The sequence below is a fragment of the Streptosporangium longisporum genome (assembly GCF_039534895.1).
Classification (GTDB): domain Bacteria; phylum Actinomycetota; class Actinomycetes; order Streptosporangiales; family Streptosporangiaceae; genus Streptosporangium; species Streptosporangium longisporum.
Genome location: NZ_BAAAWD010000002.1, coordinates 315,180 through 330,037, shown reverse-complemented (window position 1 = coordinate 330,037; position 14,858 = coordinate 315,180). Strand labels below are relative to the sequence as shown.

General features: G+C 70.7%; 13 protein-coding genes. 9 read left to right on the top strand and 4 right to left on the bottom strand.

Translation table 11 applies throughout. The features are described from left to right. Positions 1–37: 37 nt before the first annotated feature. Positions 38–574 carry a flavodoxin family protein gene (locus ABD832_RS01955; protein WP_344887313.1) on the top strand — a complete coding sequence of 179 codons (537 nt, stop codon included), beginning with the start codon at positions 38–40 and terminating at the stop codon, positions 572–574. 184 nt (positions 575–758) lie between these two features. Beyond that, positions 759–1,622, top strand: a complete 864-nt coding sequence (locus ABD832_RS01950) for a universal stress protein (RefSeq protein ID WP_344887311.1) — start codon at positions 759–761, stop codon at positions 1,620–1,622. Here ABD832_RS01950 and ABD832_RS01945 read toward each other — a convergent pair. The 3 genes from ABD832_RS01945 to ABD832_RS01935 form a co-directional block, all read right to left on the bottom strand. Then, positions 1,604–1,834 (bottom strand): hypothetical protein, encoded by a 231-nt coding sequence (locus ABD832_RS01945; protein ID WP_344887309.1) that lies wholly within the window; start codon positions 1,832–1,834, stop codon positions 1,604–1,606. The genes ABD832_RS01950 and ABD832_RS01945 overlap by 19 nt on opposite strands. 38 nt (positions 1,835–1,872) lie before the next feature. Next, on the bottom strand, positions 1,873–2,403 hold the full coding sequence (locus ABD832_RS01940) for a universal stress protein (RefSeq protein WP_344887307.1): 531 nt from the start codon (positions 2,401–2,403) through the stop codon (positions 1,873–1,875). A gap of 382 nt (positions 2,404–2,785) precedes the next feature. Continuing rightward, on the bottom strand, positions 2,786–3,652 hold the full coding sequence (locus ABD832_RS01935; RefSeq protein WP_344887305.1) for a universal stress protein: 867 nt from the start codon (positions 3,650–3,652) through the stop codon (positions 2,786–2,788). Between the two features lie 337 nt (positions 3,653–3,989). Between ABD832_RS01935 and ABD832_RS01930 the strand changes: the two genes are divergently transcribed. Beyond that, positions 3,990–4,898, top strand: coding sequence for a universal stress protein (locus tag ABD832_RS01930; RefSeq protein ID WP_344887567.1), 909 nt, complete (start codon positions 3,990–3,992; stop codon positions 4,896–4,898). A 144-nt stretch (positions 4,899–5,042) separates the two neighbouring features. On the opposite strand, the gene ABD832_RS01925 is transcribed toward ABD832_RS01930, so the two are convergent. Further along, a complete protein-coding gene (locus ABD832_RS01925; RefSeq protein WP_344887303.1) occupies positions 5,043–5,789 on the bottom strand; it encodes a CBS domain-containing protein in 747 nt (248 codons plus the stop codon). 408 nt (positions 5,790–6,197) lie between these two features. Between ABD832_RS01925 and ABD832_RS01920 the strand changes: the two genes are divergently transcribed. From ABD832_RS01920 to ABD832_RS01895, 6 genes are all read left to right on the top strand, one after another. After that, a complete protein-coding gene (locus tag ABD832_RS01920) occupies positions 6,198–8,813 on the top strand; it encodes a cation-translocating P-type ATPase (protein WP_344887301.1) in 2,616 nt (871 codons plus the stop codon). Between the two features lie 691 nt (positions 8,814–9,504). Beyond that, entirely contained in the window at positions 9,505–10,413 is a 909-nt protein-coding gene (locus tag ABD832_RS01915) for a universal stress protein (RefSeq protein WP_344887299.1), read from the top strand. A gap of 201 nt (positions 10,414–10,614) precedes the next feature. Then, positions 10,615–11,481, top strand: coding sequence for a universal stress protein (locus ABD832_RS01910; RefSeq protein WP_344887298.1), 867 nt, complete (start codon positions 10,615–10,617; stop codon positions 11,479–11,481). Beyond that, positions 11,481–11,960: a CBS domain-containing protein gene (locus ABD832_RS01905; protein WP_344887296.1), complete on the top strand. Its 480-nt coding sequence runs from the start codon at positions 11,481–11,483 to the stop codon at positions 11,958–11,960. Before ABD832_RS01910 ends, ABD832_RS01905 begins: the two co-directional genes overlap by 1 nt. 82 nt (positions 11,961–12,042) lie before the next feature. Continuing rightward, the gene (locus ABD832_RS01900) at positions 12,043–12,531 is read left to right on the top strand and encodes a universal stress protein (protein ID WP_344887294.1); all 489 of its coding nucleotides are present in this window, start codon (positions 12,043–12,045) and stop codon (positions 12,529–12,531) included. Continuing rightward, positions 12,525–14,810, top strand: coding sequence for a heavy metal translocating P-type ATPase (locus ABD832_RS01895; RefSeq protein WP_344887292.1), 2,286 nt, complete (start codon positions 12,525–12,527; stop codon positions 14,808–14,810). Before ABD832_RS01900 ends, ABD832_RS01895 begins: the two co-directional genes overlap by 7 nt. Positions 14,811–14,858: the final 48 nt, after the last annotated feature.

The window sequence follows — 14,858 nt, the reverse complement described above, 5'->3', positions numbered from 1 at the left end:
ATCCCTGTCCTTCGCGGAGCGTCAATGGATGAAGGGGATGATCCCGATGCGTGCGCTCGTGGTCTTCGAATCGATGTTCGGCAACACCCGTGCGATCGCCGAGGCCGTCGCCGGCGGTCTGGCCACCCGGATGGAGGTGGAGGTGGTCGAGGTCGGCGACGCCCCGGTGTCGGTTCCCGCTGATGTGGATCTGCTTGTCGTCGGCGGGCCCACCCACGCCTTCGGCATGAGCCGGCCCGCCACCCGCCGGTCGGCCGCCGAGCAGGCTTCCGGTGCTCTGGTGTCCAAGGGGAGGGGGCTGCGCGAATGGCTGACCGCCCTTGGTGCCCCCTCCGGGGCTCTGGCGGCCGCGGCGTTCGACACGCGGATCAAGAACCCCTGGGTTCCGGGATCGGCCCGGCGCGGTGTCGAGAAGAACCTGCGCGGGCACGGCTTCGCGATCCTGACCGGCTCGCAGAGCTTCCACGTCTCCGGCACCCCGGGTCCGCTCCTGGACGGGGAGGTCCAAAGAGCCCATCGGTGGGGGACGGAACTGGCCTCGATGCGACAGGCCGGCGTTCACCGGATCACGTAGGGGGCAGGGCCGGTGGACGCCCGCGAGGGGCGTGTCGCCGTCCGGAGACGAGTGGTTCACGGAGTCCGTGGACGGCACAGGAGACGTTGGTCCTCGCGGCAGGTGACGTTCGGCCGGTGCCGAACCGCTCCCGAGGGTATGCGATGGAGGTGAAGGGACGGAGATTTTCCGAGAGGAAGCGGCCATGACAGGACTGATCGTCGTCGGTACCGACGGATCCGCGCCCGCGACGGCGGCGGTGGAATGGGCGGCCGAGGACGCCGCACGTGACGGCGCGGCCCTGAAGATCGTGCACGAGCCGTGGAGCACTCTCCTTTCCCTCTCCGGGAGTGAGGAGGAAAACGACCCGGTGACCGGGTACGCTGACCGCCTGCTGGCCACGGCCGCACAGCGGGCTCGGGCTCGCGCGTCCGACATCGAGATCACCACTGCTCTGGCGACCGGAGCGGTGGTCGAGCGGCTGAGGAGCGAATCCGAGCGGGCCGACGCGCTCGTGGTCGGCAGCAGGGGCGTCGGCGGGTTCGCCGGGCTGGTGCTCGGATCGGTCGGGCTCGGCCTGGCCGGCCACGCGGCCGGTCCCGTGGTCGTCGTCCGAGCGCCGGTGTCGACCGTGCACGGCGTGGTCGTCGCGGGATTCGACGGTTCGGAGCATTCACAGGCCGCGCTGGAGTACGCCTTCTCCCGGGCCCGACAGCGCGGATCGCGGCTGCGGGCCGTCTACGCCTGGCAGATGCCGATGCCCTCGCCGTACGCTCTGGGCTACAGCCCGGTGCTTGAAGGCACGTTCGCGGACGAGGCCGAGACCGCCCGACGGCTGCTGGCTCCCTACCGGGAGAGGTATCCGGACGTCGTGGTCGAGGAGTCGATCGTCTGTGATCATCCGGTGCGTGTCCTGTCCGACGCCTCACGCCAGGCGGACCTGGTCGTGGTCGGCTCACGAGGGCTGGGGGGATTCGCCTCGGCCGTGCTGGGCTCGGTGAGTCACGCCGTGCTGCATCGGGCCCACTGCCCCGTCGCCGTCGTCCGTCATCACCCGGACGAACGATGAACGCCGAGACCTTGATCGGTCAGCAGCCCAGGAGCCGTGCTCCGGGGCGGTGCGTGGTGATCGACGACGGCGGGAGACGTCGGCGTCGTCAATGCCGGGATGGAGTCGGAGTCGCCGGTGTCGACCACCTGGATGACGCCGAGCAGCGCGTAGGCGCGCCGGGGCGGGGCCGTAGGCACCGGAGCCGACGCCGGTACGACCGGTAGGATCACGACGTTCGATGCCTCCTTCCCGAGGCGGTCGTTGCCGTTCACTGCTCGCCGGATGGGCTTCCGGCCGGCCCCTTGAGTCGCCGCCAGAGGCCGCCGCGCTCCCCGGAGAGGGCGACGAGGTCCGGGGGAGGGGGCGTCGCGACCGTGATGACCGTGGCCTTGGCGTGCTTCTGGCAGTAGGCGGTGACGCCCGCGGACAAGATCGGCACGCGCCGTCTGTTTCGCCCTACGATCAGGAGGTCGGTGCTCCTGGTGAGTTCGGTGAGGGCCACGCCGGGCCTTCCCGGACGCACGCTGGCGGAAAGCTCGACGCCTTGGAGCTGGCCGTCCGCGACCTCCCTGAGCACGCGCGCGAGCATGTCGGCGGCAGCCAACCGGGCCGCCGCGTCGATGGTGGTGAACCATGGCTGGTGTTCCAGGCGGGTGGTCTCCTGGTAGGCGTGGACCAGGTGCACCGGCAGGTGGCGCAACCGCGATTCGCCGAGCGCCCAGGCCAGCGCCCACCGGGCGCCGGGCGTGTCGTTCACACCGACGATGATGCGCGGCCCGCTGGGCGGTGCTCGATGCATGACGGTCTCCCCTCTCGAGTCGTGTCTTGAGAGTGCCTTCCAGGTGCTGGGCGTCGGCAGGGGCTTTGGGCCCTTCATCCGGAGCGAAGGACCTGAGACATCTGGAGCGGGGAAGACGCACATGACCTCGTCGGGCAGGAGGGCGCGCAGGATCCGGGTCTGGGCCGCTGCGGCAGGGCGCGACTACGCCCTTTCAGTTTCCTCGAACCGCGATCGGTGGCACTCCTGTTCCCCTAAGGGTTGATATCGAACATTATTAATCTACTTTGTAAAGGCGATCAATTTTTAAAAAACAACAAAAATAAATATATAGGACTAAAGACGAGGCACAAAAAACAAGGGGAGTCCTGTCGTCTGGCACGTGTGCTCTCACGCCGGGTGTTCAGACGCGGCGGGTGCGTGATGAGTGATGCACGACGGCGACGGGCGCCTGAGTATGGTGAAGCAGGGCACGTACGGTCGGGCCGAGGAGCGGGCCGGAGGTGCCCGCGACGACCAGTTCGGCGGTTGCGGAGGCGTTGATGAGCGCTTTGGCCGGGTGCTCGTGTACGACGTGCTCGATGAGGGTCACGTCGGGGAATCGGTCTCGCCAGCCGGCGAGTGATTCGGCCAGCAGTCGGGCTTCCTCGTCGCCGATGCCCTCGACGTCGTAGAGGAGTGGCTGCATGTCGCCGGGTGCTCTGGTGGCGGGGTGGGTCCAGGCGTGTATCGCTCGCAGGGGGCGTTGGCGCAGGGTCGCTTCGTTGAAGGCGAATTCCAGGGTGGGGTCCTGGTCGGTGCGTCCGGTGACGCCGACGGCGATCTCGGTGTCGGGGGTGGTGTGCGGTGGGTTGACGATCACTACCGGGCATGGGGAGTGTGCGGCCAGGTTGGTGCTGACCGAGCCCAGGAGTAGTCCGGTGAATCCGCCCAGGCCTCGGTGGCCGACGACGATCAGCTGTGCGGTCGTGGCTGCGGTGGTGATCGCTTCGGCGGGGTTTCCGTCGAGGATTTCGGTGGTGATCTTCAGTGTGGGGGCGTCGGAGTGGGCTTGTTCGGCGGCGTGGTGAAGCAGTTCGTTGCGGGCGGCTTCCTCGGCGGGTCCCCAGTGGGCCGGTTGGGGGGCGAGGGGGACGTCGTAGGCCCAGCGGAGGGCGGCGTGTGCGATGCGCAGTGGCGCTTTTCTCAGTGTGGCTTCCTGTGCCGCCCAGGTGAGGGCGTGGAGGGAGGGGGGTGAGCCGTCGACGCCGACGATGATGGGTTGTGTCATGGTCGTCACCTTCGGTTCGTTGCCGGGGTTCGGTGGTGGGATCTTGGTTGTTGGGTCTGAGGGTGGACGAGGTTGTCCACCGTTGTCTTGTTCGGTCGTGGTCTTTTCATTGTTCGTAGTCCTTTCTTCTGCCGAATAGGGGCGAAGGTCCCTGGGCGTCGTCGCATGTCGCTCTGTTGCCCGGCCGGGTGGAGGGACTGGCGGAAGATCGTGTTTTTCTTTGTTTTGGCAGGTAGGTGCTGTGATGGGAGGGGGTAGAAGGTCCCATGGCGTTGGGACGTTGCGCTCTGCTGCTCGGGGGGTGGTTGTGGCGAGCATGGGGGAGGAGGTGAGGGTGATGGCGGGTATCTGTGAGGTCGTCGTCGGTTATGACGGTTCCGACTTCTCCATGCAGGCTCTGGAATGGGCGATGGATGAGGCCGAGCTCGGGCGGGTGCCGCTGAGGGTGGTTCATGCGTGGCGGTGGCCGTATGGGGAGGCCGATGAGGGGGCCAGGCTTCATCTGCGTAGGGCGGCTGAGCATGTGCTGTATGACGGGGCGGAGTGTGCTCGTGCGTGTAGTGCGGTGGCCGTTGTCGGGACGGATCTGTATGAGGGTGGGGCGACTGAACGGCTGGTCGAGTTGTCGGAGAGTGCGGCCGTGGTCGTGGTGGGCTCTCGTGGCATGGGTGCCTTGGCCAGGGCGGTTGTGGGGTCGGTCGCCGAGGGGGTGGCGGCGTATGCGCGCTGTCCGGTGATCGTTGTGCGCGGGCCCGGTCCGATTCCGGTGCCGAGGGAGCGGGGTGAGGTGGTGGTGGGGGTAGGTGGCGATACCCGTGATGGGGTGATCGAGTTCGCTTTTCGTGAGGCCGCCATGAGGCGGTTGGGGCTGGTGGCGGTGCGTGCTGGGCAGTTGCAGCCGTTGGTGCGCGAGGGGCGGGTCGCGATGGACGCGGCGGAGGATGTGCTGGCCGGGCGTCTGGAGCCGTGGCGGATCGCCTGTCCGGAAGTGGATGTTCGTATGTGTTTCGCCGCCACGTCCGCGAAGGATCTTCTGGTGGATGCATCGAGGGGGGCGAGTGTGGTGGTGGTCGGCGGGGGACGTGAGCACGGCAGGCTGGGTTCGGTCTGCAGGTCGGTTCTTCAGCATGGGTTTTGTCCTGTCGCGGTCGTTCCTGTCGGTTGGGAGGGTTCGCCTCGCGAGGGGGTCGCGTTGTCGGGTTCCGATGTGTTCGGTGAGGGTGAGGCCCGGGTCGTCGAGGGGTGAGCGGCCGGGGAGGGGTTCTTGGTGTGGTGTTTGGCGGGTCAGGGGCTTGTCGTCGTGGAGTAAAAGATGGTCGGTCCTGTGGGGGTGCGGGTCTGGACGGTCGGGGTCGTAGCGCGCCGACCGGTCGCTGATATGGCGGGTGTGCTAACGCTGTTCGTCGGTGGGGGTGTTGTCACGGTCCCAGGCGAGTTCGTCGATCACGTCGACGACTCCGCTGGCCTGTCGGGTCATTTCCAGCGCGATGCGAGTGTCGGTGCGCAGGGTCATCGTGCCGCTCAGCGTCACCACGCCGTCCTTGACCGTGACGTGGACGCGTGAGGTGTCCATCCACAACGATCGTGTTAGGACGTCCACGCGGACGTCGTGTTCGATGTCGCGGTCGGAGCGCATGAACACCTTCAGCAGGTCGCAGCGGCTGACGATGCCTGCCAGGCGGCCGTGCTCGTCGACCACCGGGAGCCGTTTGACGCCTTTTTCGTGCATCAGGCGGTCGGCGGCCACCAGGGAGGCGTCCTTGGGGATCGTGACCGCGGGGGTGCTCATCAGGTCACGGGCCGTTTGGGCCCCTGGGGTGTCTGTGTGCGGCTTTGGGGGGGAGGGGTGGTGTTTGCCGGGGGGCTGCTTTCGGAGTTCCTCCTTGCGCAGCAGGTCGGCCTCGGAGACGACGCCCACGACGCGGCTGTCGTCGTCCACCACCGGTAGGGCGCTCACGGTGTGGGTGAGGAGTGTGCGGGTGATGTCCTTGAAGCAGGTGTTCTCACCCGTTGAGATCACCTGCTGGGTCATCACGTCCTTGACGGTGACATGGTGCATTTTTGCCTCCGGACGGGCGGTGGCGATCGAAACGGCCGGTGATCGAGTGGTGGCCGGGGCGAATGGTGAACGATCCATGGGCTGGTGGTTCGGTCGTGTGATTCTTCGAGGCCGGTGGACGAGGCCGGGTGATGCGGCATGGCCCGGGGTGGGGGGCCGCGTTCGTCGGCCGCGATCGGTTCCATCCGCGATCGGTCATAGGGGCAGTATCGGTTGTGTTGTGAGATCTGGGCAGGTCGCACCCCCGGTAGGGGTGGGAGGTCCTCACCAGGAGGTGGGGCTGGCCATCGTTTGGCGAGCATGGCGATGCTCCTTCGACCGAATCGGCGTTCACCGTCCACGCTGGTCAAGAGCCTCGCGTGCGAACAGGGCATAAGGGCCTGACGTCCGGGGGACTTCCGTAGTGTCTGGTATGTCCGCAGGTGGGGGCGGTTGGAGGTCCGTTCTCCTCTAGGTCGGCGAAGCCTGCGGGGGAAGCATTGAGGTATGTCGACCACGTCTCACGCACAGTCGGGGCTGACGGGCGCGCAGGCGGCCCGGCGGCTCGCCGACGAGGGGCCGAACGCGCTTCCTGCGGGTAGGCGGACACCGGCGGGTGTGCTGCTGATCCGCGAGATGGTCCACTTCTTCGCGTTGCTGCTGTGGGTGGCGGCGGGACTGGCACTGGTGGCGGGCATGCCCCAGCTGGCGCTGGCCATCGCGGTGGTGGTGGTCTTGAACGGCGCGTTCGCGTTCGCCCAGGAGTATCGGGCCGACCGGGCGGGCCAGCGGCTGCGGGAGCTGATCCCGGCCGAGGTCAAGGTCGTCCGGGACGGTCGCCGCACGGTGGTGAACGCCGCGGATCTGGTTACGGGCGACCTGGTGCTGCTGGAGGCGGGGGATCGGATCTCCGCTGATCTGGAGCTGGCCGAGGTGCACGGGCTGGCGGTCAACGAGTCGATGCTGACCGGGGAGAGCCTTGCGTGCCGGCCCGGCGAGAAGGCCACGGTCTTCGCGGGGACCTTCGTCGTCGAGGGGGAGGCGGCCGCCGTCGTGACGGCCACCGGGTCACGCACCCGGCTGGCCGCCGTGGCAGCCCTGACCCGGAGCGCGACCCGGCCGCCGAGTTCCCTGGCCCGCGAGCTCGGGCGGGTCGTCAAAGTGATCGCCGCCATCGCGCTCGGCGTCGGCGTGGTGTTCTTCGGCCTGTCCCTGCTGCTCGGGATGGAGCCCTCGACGGGCTTTTTGTTCGCCATCGGGGTCACGGTCGCGCTCGTTCCCGAAGGGCTGCTGCCCACCGTCACCCTGTCGCTGGCGCGGGCGGCGCAGCGGATGGCCGGGCAGAAGGCGCTGGTGCGCCATCTGGAGGCCGTGGAGACCCTCGGCGCGACCACCTTCATCTGCACGGACAAGACCGGGACCCTCACCCGCAATGAGATGAGCGTCGTGCGGGTGTGGACTCCCGGTGGCGCGCTCGACCTGGCCGATCCGGTCTGCGCCGCCGAGATCATGCGCTCGGCCGTGCTCAGCTCGACCGGGCGGCTGGTCCGCGCGGACGGGCGGTGGAAGCCGGTGGGAGACCCGATGGAGGTGGCCCTGCACGCGCTGGCCCTGCAGGCCGGATCCAGCGAGGAGGGGGCGGTCACCAGGCGCCTGCCGTTCGATCCTGTCCGCCGCCGCTCCTCGGTGATCGTCGACGGCGTGCTCCACCTCAAGGGCGCTCCGGACGCGGTCCTGCCGCTGTGCGCGGCGGAGCAGGCGGAGCAGGCGGAGCAGGCGCTGCAGGAGATGAGCAGGGGCGGGCTTCGCGTCCTGGCCGTCGCCCGCCGGAGCGTTTCGGTGGCCTGTGCCGCCACAGGGAGCTCCACGGGAACCGCCGCGCAGAACGCCGCGGGGACCGCCGCGGACGTCGAACGGGATCTGACGTTGCTCGGTCTCGTGGGCCTTGAGGATCCGCCTCGCCCGGATGTGGCGGAGGCGATCGGGAAGTGCCGCCGGGCCGGGATCAAACTCGCCATGATCACCGGTGATCATCCCGGCACCGCGCGTGCGATCGCCGAGAAGGTCGGCCTGCTGGGGTCGGAGGAACTCGTCGTCACCGGCGCCGAGCTGCCCGTCGGCGACGAGGCCCTCGGGGAGCTGCTGGATCACGACGGGGCCGTGATCGCCCGGGCGACGCCGGAGGACAAGCTGCGTATCGCCCGCGCGCTGCGCGGGCGTGGCCACGTGGTGGCCATGACCGGCGATGGCGTCAACGACGGGCCGGCGCTGCGCGAGGCCGACATCGGGGTGGCCATGGGGGCCTCGGGCACCGACGTTGCCCGCGAGGCCGCCGACCTGGTCCTGCTCGACGACCATTTCGCCACCATTGTCGTTGCGGTCGAGCTGGGCCGGGCCACCTACGCCAATATCCGCCGCTTCTTGACCTACCACCTGACCGACAACGTCGCCGAGCTGACCCCGTTCGCCGTCTGGGCACTGTCGGGTGGCACGATTCCGCTCGCTCTCACTGTGCTGCAGGTCCTCGCCCTGGACATCGGCACTGATCTGCTGCCCGCCCTCGCCCTCGGCGCTGAACCGGCCAATCCGCGGACCATGGACGGGCCTGCCCGGACGGGTTCGCTGGTCGATCGCCGTCTGATCCGCCGGGTGTTCGGGGTGCTGGGACCGGCCGAGGCCGCCGTGGAGATGGCGGGCTTCGTCGCCGTGCTGATGTTGGGCGGCTGGACGCTGGGGGCGGAGCCGTCACCGGCCCTGCTCGCCGCGGCCTCCGGCACGGCGTTCGCCGCCGTGGTGCTGGGTCAGCTCGCCAACGCCTTCGCCTGCCGCAGTCAGACACGGCCGGTGGGGCGCGCGTGGTGGGCGGGCAACCCTCTGCTGCTCTGGGCGGTCGCGGTCGAGGCCGTGCTGCTGCTGGTCGTCGTCGGCGTGCCGGCGCTGTCGGCGCTCCTGGGAGGATCGTTCCCGCCGCCCGCGGGTTGGGCGCTCGCGGCGCTGGCCGTTCCGGCCGTTTTGGCGGCCGATGCGCTGCACAAGGCGATTCAGGACCCGAAGCGGGGCCGTCCGGGCCACTCACCCCGTACCGCGGCGCCTTGTCCGCTACCCGGTCAGGGCGAAAGGTGAAACCTGTTACTAAAGGTCGACAAATAGTAGGAGGAGGCTAAAAGTCCCTTTTGGGTGGGGTTACGGCTTGATGGGGGCGTGGGTAGCGGGTCCATCATGAGGGATATGGGCTCGGCCGATCGTTTCGACGCCTTCCGCGTCAACTTCGACCGCCGCTTCCAGTGGGCGGGTCTCGCCCCGGCCCCGCCGGGAGAGACCAGGAGCGGCTTCGCGGCCGTGCACGGCCTGGCCGCGGCATTGAGGGGGGATCTGGGGTGCCCGACACCGGCCGAGTTCGGGAGGGCGGCGCCCCTGTTCGCGGGGCCGTCCCGTGAACGTCTGGGCCGGCAGGGCGCCATGGCCTGGCCGTGTCCCGATCCCGACGGCCCCGGGCAGGCCGGGTGTCTACCGGGAGCGGTTCGCCACCCTCGACGGGCGGGCGCACTTGGCCGCCTGCCCCTACCTGCCGCCCGGGGAGAGCCCCGACGACCACTACTCACTGATCCTGGCGACAGGACGGCGCTGGACCCTCTACAACTCCGGCGGCATGAACCGTGGTGCGGCCGATCCCCGGACCCGGCACGGCCGCGCAACGGTGTCAACGACCTTCGTACGCCATCGGGCCCCCTGCGATCTCGCCTCGAGCCGACGGGCGCGACCCGGCACACCGGCCTGATCGGCATCGCCAGAGCATGAAATCGAGGTGAGGACCATGACGAGACGAAACGGGATCGTCATCGGCTATGACGGTTCGAACTCCCCCTTGCGCGACCTGGAGTGGGCGGCGGAGGAGGCGGAGCTCAGAAGGCTCCCGCTCATGATCACCCACACCTGGCGCTGGCCCTACGGCGAGGCCGACGGTGAGGCCAGGCTCCATCTGAGCAAGGCGGCCGAGCACGTGCTGCTGCACGGCGTCAAATGCGCTCACGCCCACCGCGCGGACATCGAGGTGGTCACCGATCTTCACGAGGGCTCGGCCGCGCAGCGGCTCGTCGAGCTGTCGGCCGATGCGGAACTTCTCGTGGTCGGCTCTCACGACCTGGGAGTGGCGGCCCGGCTCATGACCGGCTCCGTCGCGGCGTTCGTGGCGGCCCACGCCCGGTCTGCGGTGATCGTCGTGCGCGGAGCGGACCGGATGTCCCTCCTTTCTGAGCCGGGACCGGTCGTCGTGGGGGTCAAGGACACCACGGGCGACGCGGTGCTGGACTTCGCGTTCCGGGAGGCGGTCCTGCGGCGCCTGCCCCTGCGGGTGGTGCACGCCGGCCACCCGCGCCCGCTGGCGTGGGGCATCGCCATGGCCCCGGTGCCCGATCTGGAGGACTCGGCCCGGGCCTGCCGGGATCGGGTGGAAGAGCGGCTGGCACCGTGGCGGCACAGGTACGCCGAGGTGCCTGTCGACATCTGTTCCGCCACGACCGCACCCAGGGAGGCTCTGCTGGCGGCATCGGCTGATGCCGCCCTCGTCGTCGCCGGCAGAGGCCGGGCGGCGTCCCGCACCGGCCACCTCGGAGCGATCACCGGATCCCTGGTCAGGCACGCGTCCTGTCCGGTGGCCGTCGTGCCGGCCCAGGAGGACGGCTCCCGGACCGCGCCGCCCGCCGGCGAGGCGAAGGCGCCGTGAGGCAAGACCGCGGAAAGATCACAGGAAGGTCGCCGGGCGGCGTCACCAGGCCGTCCGGCCGATGGCGACGGCTGGTGGCGCTCTGCAGGAATGGGGCCGGAAGTCCCCGGTGAAGGGGCCTTTGGGCCGCTGCGGAAAACGTCGCCGGCCGGTCGAATGGAAGGAGAACCCGTAGGAGAGGGAGAACTCGAGGAGGTCGGCATGACAGCGCATGTGGTGGTAGGAGTGGACGGCTCGTCGTCCGCGGACGACGCGGTCCGGTGGGCCGCCGACGACGCGGTCCGGCGCGGATGCGCCGTGAAGATCGTCCACGTGGGAGACCCGTGGCCCGGTGACATCCCGCTCCAGACGCCGCCGGGCTTTCGCGACTCCGTCACCGAGTACGGCCAGGAGGTACTGCAACGAGCGGCCGCACTGGTGCGTGAGCGAGCCCCGCACCTGCAGGTGGAGACCCTGCTGGAGGCGGGCCGGGTGAGCGAGGTCCTGCGCCGCGAGGCCGAGGACGCCGAGCAGCTCGTGCTGGGCAGCCGGGGCCTGGGCGGATTCACCGGCCTGCTGCTCGGATCGGTCTCCCTGACCCTGGCCGGGCACGTGGCCACCCCCGTCGTGGTCGTCAGGGACGTCCCGGAGCGGGCACGCGGCCGGATCGTCGTGGGCTTCGACGGCGGCGATCATTCGGAGGCGGCACTGGAGTACGCCTTCGAGGAGGCCGCCCGCCGCGGCGCCGGGCTGCAGGCGATCCACACCTGGCAGATGCCCGTCGCGGGACCGGGCGCCTTCGTCTACACGCCGCTGGTCGAGGACATCCTGGCCGCCGAGCGGCACGTCTGCGCCGACACGCTCACGGCGTGGCGGGAGAAGTACCCGGGGGTCGACGTCGAGCAGAGGCTGGTGTGCGGGCATCCGGTCGGTGTCCTGTGTGACGCCTCGGCCGCCGCGGACCTGGTCGTCGTCGGTTCCCGGGGGCTGGGCAGGTTCGGCTCGGCCGTGCTGGGCTCGGTCGGCCACGGGGTCCTGCACCACGCCCGCTGTCCGGTCGCCGTGGTCCGGGCCCGAGGGGAGGCGTGATGGACACCGCTCGTCTGACCGTGGGGCAGGTGATGAGCCGGACCCTGGTCGCCGTCGATCTCGACGAGTCCCCGCTCCTGGCATGGGAGATCATGCGCCGTGCGGGTGTGCACCACCTGCCGGTCGTCGACGGGCAGGGCCGTCTGCGCGGGATCCTGACGCGTGAGGACCTCACCGCCCGCTGGTCGGGGGGCCCGATGGAGCAGTCCCACGTGCGGGTCCGCGCGCTGCTGACCGACCGCCGCCGCCCGCACACCACCCCTGGCACGTCCCTGGCCGTCGCCGTCGCCGCCATGATCGACGCGGGTGTCGACGCGATCGGGGTGATCGGCGACGATCACCGGCTGGCGGGGATGATGACCGCCACCGACGTGCTGCGGGCCGTGGCCGGCCGCCTTCCCGAACCCCGGGAGGCGCCGGAGCTGATGACGGGAATGTTCCGCCTGGTCCCGGTGGTGCCCTCCCACGTCCCCGCGTGATGAGAGGGCATCCCTGCCGCGGGGCGGCTCCTGTCGCCGACCCTCGACGCGACGTCATGGTCGCCCCCAGGCGGGGGGCGCCGTGAAAGGAGAGATCATTGTCGCTTTCGACGGGTCGCCGCACAGCCGTGGCGCGGTCGAGTGGGCGGCGCTGGAGTGCAGGGCGCAACGAGCGCGGCTGACCGTCTGCCATGTCTGGGACGGTCCTCACGCCGAACGCGAGGCGGCGATCACCGAACAGCGACGCCGGCTCGCGGAGCATGTCCTGCTGGAGGGTGTGCGGCTGGCCGAGCGGCTGCTGCCGGGCCAGGAGGTGCGCTCGGTCCTGGCCCGGGGGACCCCGGGGCCGGAACTGGTCTCGCTCAGCCGGACGGCGAGGACCCTGGTGGTCGGATCCCGGGGCCTGGGCGGACTCACCGGCCTCCTGCTCGGCTCGGTGAGCGCTCACGCCGCCGCTCACGCGTTCTGCCCCGTGCTGGTCGTCCCACCGCACGCCCGCGTCCCCCACCTGATCGAAACACATTCCCGTCTCAGGGGCGAGACGGCCACCCGGGGGAGGCGTGGATGGTGAGACGTTTCGGCACCGTCGTCTTCCTCGCGGCGACCGCGTGCGGGCTGCTGGCCGGAGGCGCGCTCCACCTGGCCGGCGCGGACAGCGCCGGTGATCTTCTGTGGGCGGCGGTCACCGGTGTCGCCTTGGTGCCCGCGACCGGCTGGGTGGTCTCGGCGCTGCGAAGCGGCCGGCTGGGCGTGGACGCCATCGCCGTGCTCGCCCTGGCAGGGGCACTGGCCGTAGGCGAGTATCTCGCCGGTGCCCTGATCGGCGTGATGCTGGCCACCGGCCGGGCGCTGGAGGACTACGCCCTGCGCCGGGCCCGCCGGGATTTGACCGCCCTGTACGAACGCGCGCCGCACTCGGCCCGGCGCTATCGGGACGGGGTGGCCGGTCTCGTGGGGGTCGAACAGGTACGCCCCGGCGACCTGCTGCTGATCCCCTCCGGTGAGACGGTCCCCGTCGACGGAGTGATCGCGACGGGGCCGGCGCTGCTGGACGAGTCGGCCCTGACGGGAGAATCGATCCCGGTGAAGCGCACCACGGGGCAGAGCGCGCGCAGCGGCGTCGTGAACGCCGGCTCCGCCTTCGACCTGCGCGCCACCCGCACCGCGGCCGAGAGCACCTACGCGGCAGTGGTACGGCTGGCGCGGCAGGCCGAGGCGGACAGCGCTCCGGTGGTACGGCTCGCCGACCGGTTCGCCGCCTGGTTCCTGCCCGCCGCGCTCCTGCTGGCGGGGGCCGCCTGGCTGCTGTCCGGTCAGCCGGTACGCGCCGTCGCCGTGCTGGTCGTGGCCACCCCCTGCCCGCTGCTGCTCGCCGCGCCGGCGGCCATCGCCTCGGGGCTGTCTCGTACGGCATGCCACGGCGTGGTGGTCAAGGGCGGGGGATCGCTGGAACGGCTGGGACAGGCCCGCACGCTCATCGTGGACAAGACCGGGACGCTGACCGCCGGACGCCCCCGGGTCGTCGACGTCGTGGCCGCGCCGGGCGTCCGCGCCGACGACGTGCTGCGCTGGGCCGCCGCGGTGGATCAGATGTCCTCCCACGTCCTGGCCGCCGCGATCGTCGCTGCCGCCCGTGTCCACCGGGCCGAGTTGCCGCAGCCGACCGCGGTCGTGGAAAGACCCGGCACCGGCACCGCGGGGGTGGTGCAGGGCCACCGGATAGAGGTCGGCAAAGCGACGACCTCCTCGACCTCCTCGCCGTGGGAACGGGCCCAGCGGGCGCGGGCCGCGCTGGACGGCGCCATGACCGTCTGGGTGAGCGTGGACGGCGAGACCGCGGGGGTGATCCTGCTTCGCGACGCCGTACGGCCGGATGCGGCGCGGACCCTGCGGCGGCTGCGCACCGCCGGGATCGAGCGGGTGGTCATGCTCACCGGGGACCGGGCCGAGGTCGCCGAGAGCGTGGGCACGGTACTCGGCGTCGACCAGGTGCTGGCCGAGCAGAGCCCCGCCGACAAGGTACGGGCGGTACGGCAGGAGGCGGCCAGGGCGGTGAGCGTGATGGTGGGCGACGGGATCAACGACGCCCCGGCCCTGGCCGCCGCCGACGTCGGGGTCGCCATGGGCGCCCGCGGCTCGGCCGCCTCCACCCAGGCGGCCGACGTGGTGCTCACCACCGACCGCCTGGACCGGCTCGCCGACGCCATGGACGTCGCCCGCCGCTCCCGCCGCATCGCCGTACAGAGCGCGGGCGCGGGCATGGCCCTGTCCCTGCTGGCCATGACCGTGGCGGCGGCCGGAGCGCTGCCGCCCGCGCCCGGCGCCCTGCTGCAGGAGGTCATCGACGTGGCGGTGATCCTCAACGCGCTGCGGGCTCTGCGGCCGGCCCGGGGAACCCGGACGGTGGTCGACGCCCCCACCGAGTCCCTGCTGCGCCGCTTCGAGACGGAACACTCCTCATTGCGGCCGCCTCTGGAGATGATCCGGGAGAGCGCCGACGAGCTGGCAGGCGCTTCCCCGCAGGAGGCTCTTGGCCGCCTGCGGGAGGTTCACGCCTTCCTGACCGAACGCCTGCTCCCGCACGAGCGGGCCGAGGAACGGCGGCTCTACCCGGCGATGGAACGCGCTCTCGGCGGTCCCGAGGTCACGATGACCATGAGCAGGGCACACGCGGAGATCGAACGGCTGGTGCATCGGCTGGGGCGCCACCTCGCGCTCGCCGAGGACGACGGCGGCGTGCGCCCGGAGCGGCTCGAGGATCTGTGCGCCTGCCTCTACGGCCTGCACGCGGTCCTGCTGCTGCATTTCGATCAGGAGGAGGAGGCCTACTTCTCCCTGGCTCGGCAGTGACCGGCGGGGCGAGGCCGCCGGTCAGGAGCGCTCACCCGGAGCGGAACG

Bases quoted from the DNA above. Each gene is read 5' to 3' on its own strand.
- ABD832_RS01905 (WP_344887296.1), top strand. From the start codon at position 11,481: ATGGACACCGCTCGTCTGACCGTGGGGCAGGTGATGAGCCGGACCCTG.
- ABD832_RS01950 (WP_344887311.1), top strand. From the start codon at position 759: ATGACAGGACTGATCGTCGTCGGTACCGACGGATCCGCGCCCGCGACG.
- ABD832_RS01920 (WP_344887301.1), top strand. From the start codon at position 6,198: ATGTCGACCACGTCTCACGCACAGTCGGGGCTGACGGGCGCGCAGGCG.
- ABD832_RS01915 (WP_344887299.1), top strand. From the start codon at position 9,505: ATGACGAGACGAAACGGGATCGTCATCGGCTATGACGGTTCGAACTCC.
- ABD832_RS01925 (WP_344887303.1), bottom strand. From the start codon at position 5,789: ATGGATCGTTCACCATTCGCCCCGGCCACCACTCGATCACCGGCCGTT.
- ABD832_RS01940 (WP_344887307.1), bottom strand. From the start codon at position 2,403: ATGCATCGAGCACCGCCCAGCGGGCCGCGCATCATCGTCGGTGTGAAC.
- ABD832_RS01930 (WP_344887567.1), top strand. From the start codon at position 3,990: ATGGCGGGTATCTGTGAGGTCGTCGTCGGTTATGACGGTTCCGACTTC.
- ABD832_RS01910 (WP_344887298.1), top strand. From the start codon at position 10,615: ATGACAGCGCATGTGGTGGTAGGAGTGGACGGCTCGTCGTCCGCGGAC.
- ABD832_RS01895 (WP_344887292.1), top strand. From the start codon at position 12,525: ATGGTGAGACGTTTCGGCACCGTCGTCTTCCTCGCGGCGACCGCGTGC.
- ABD832_RS01935 (WP_344887305.1), bottom strand. From the start codon at position 3,652: ATGACACAACCCATCATCGTCGGCGTCGACGGCTCACCCCCCTCCCTC.
- ABD832_RS01955 (WP_344887313.1), top strand. From the start codon at position 38: ATGATCCCGATGCGTGCGCTCGTGGTCTTCGAATCGATGTTCGGCAAC.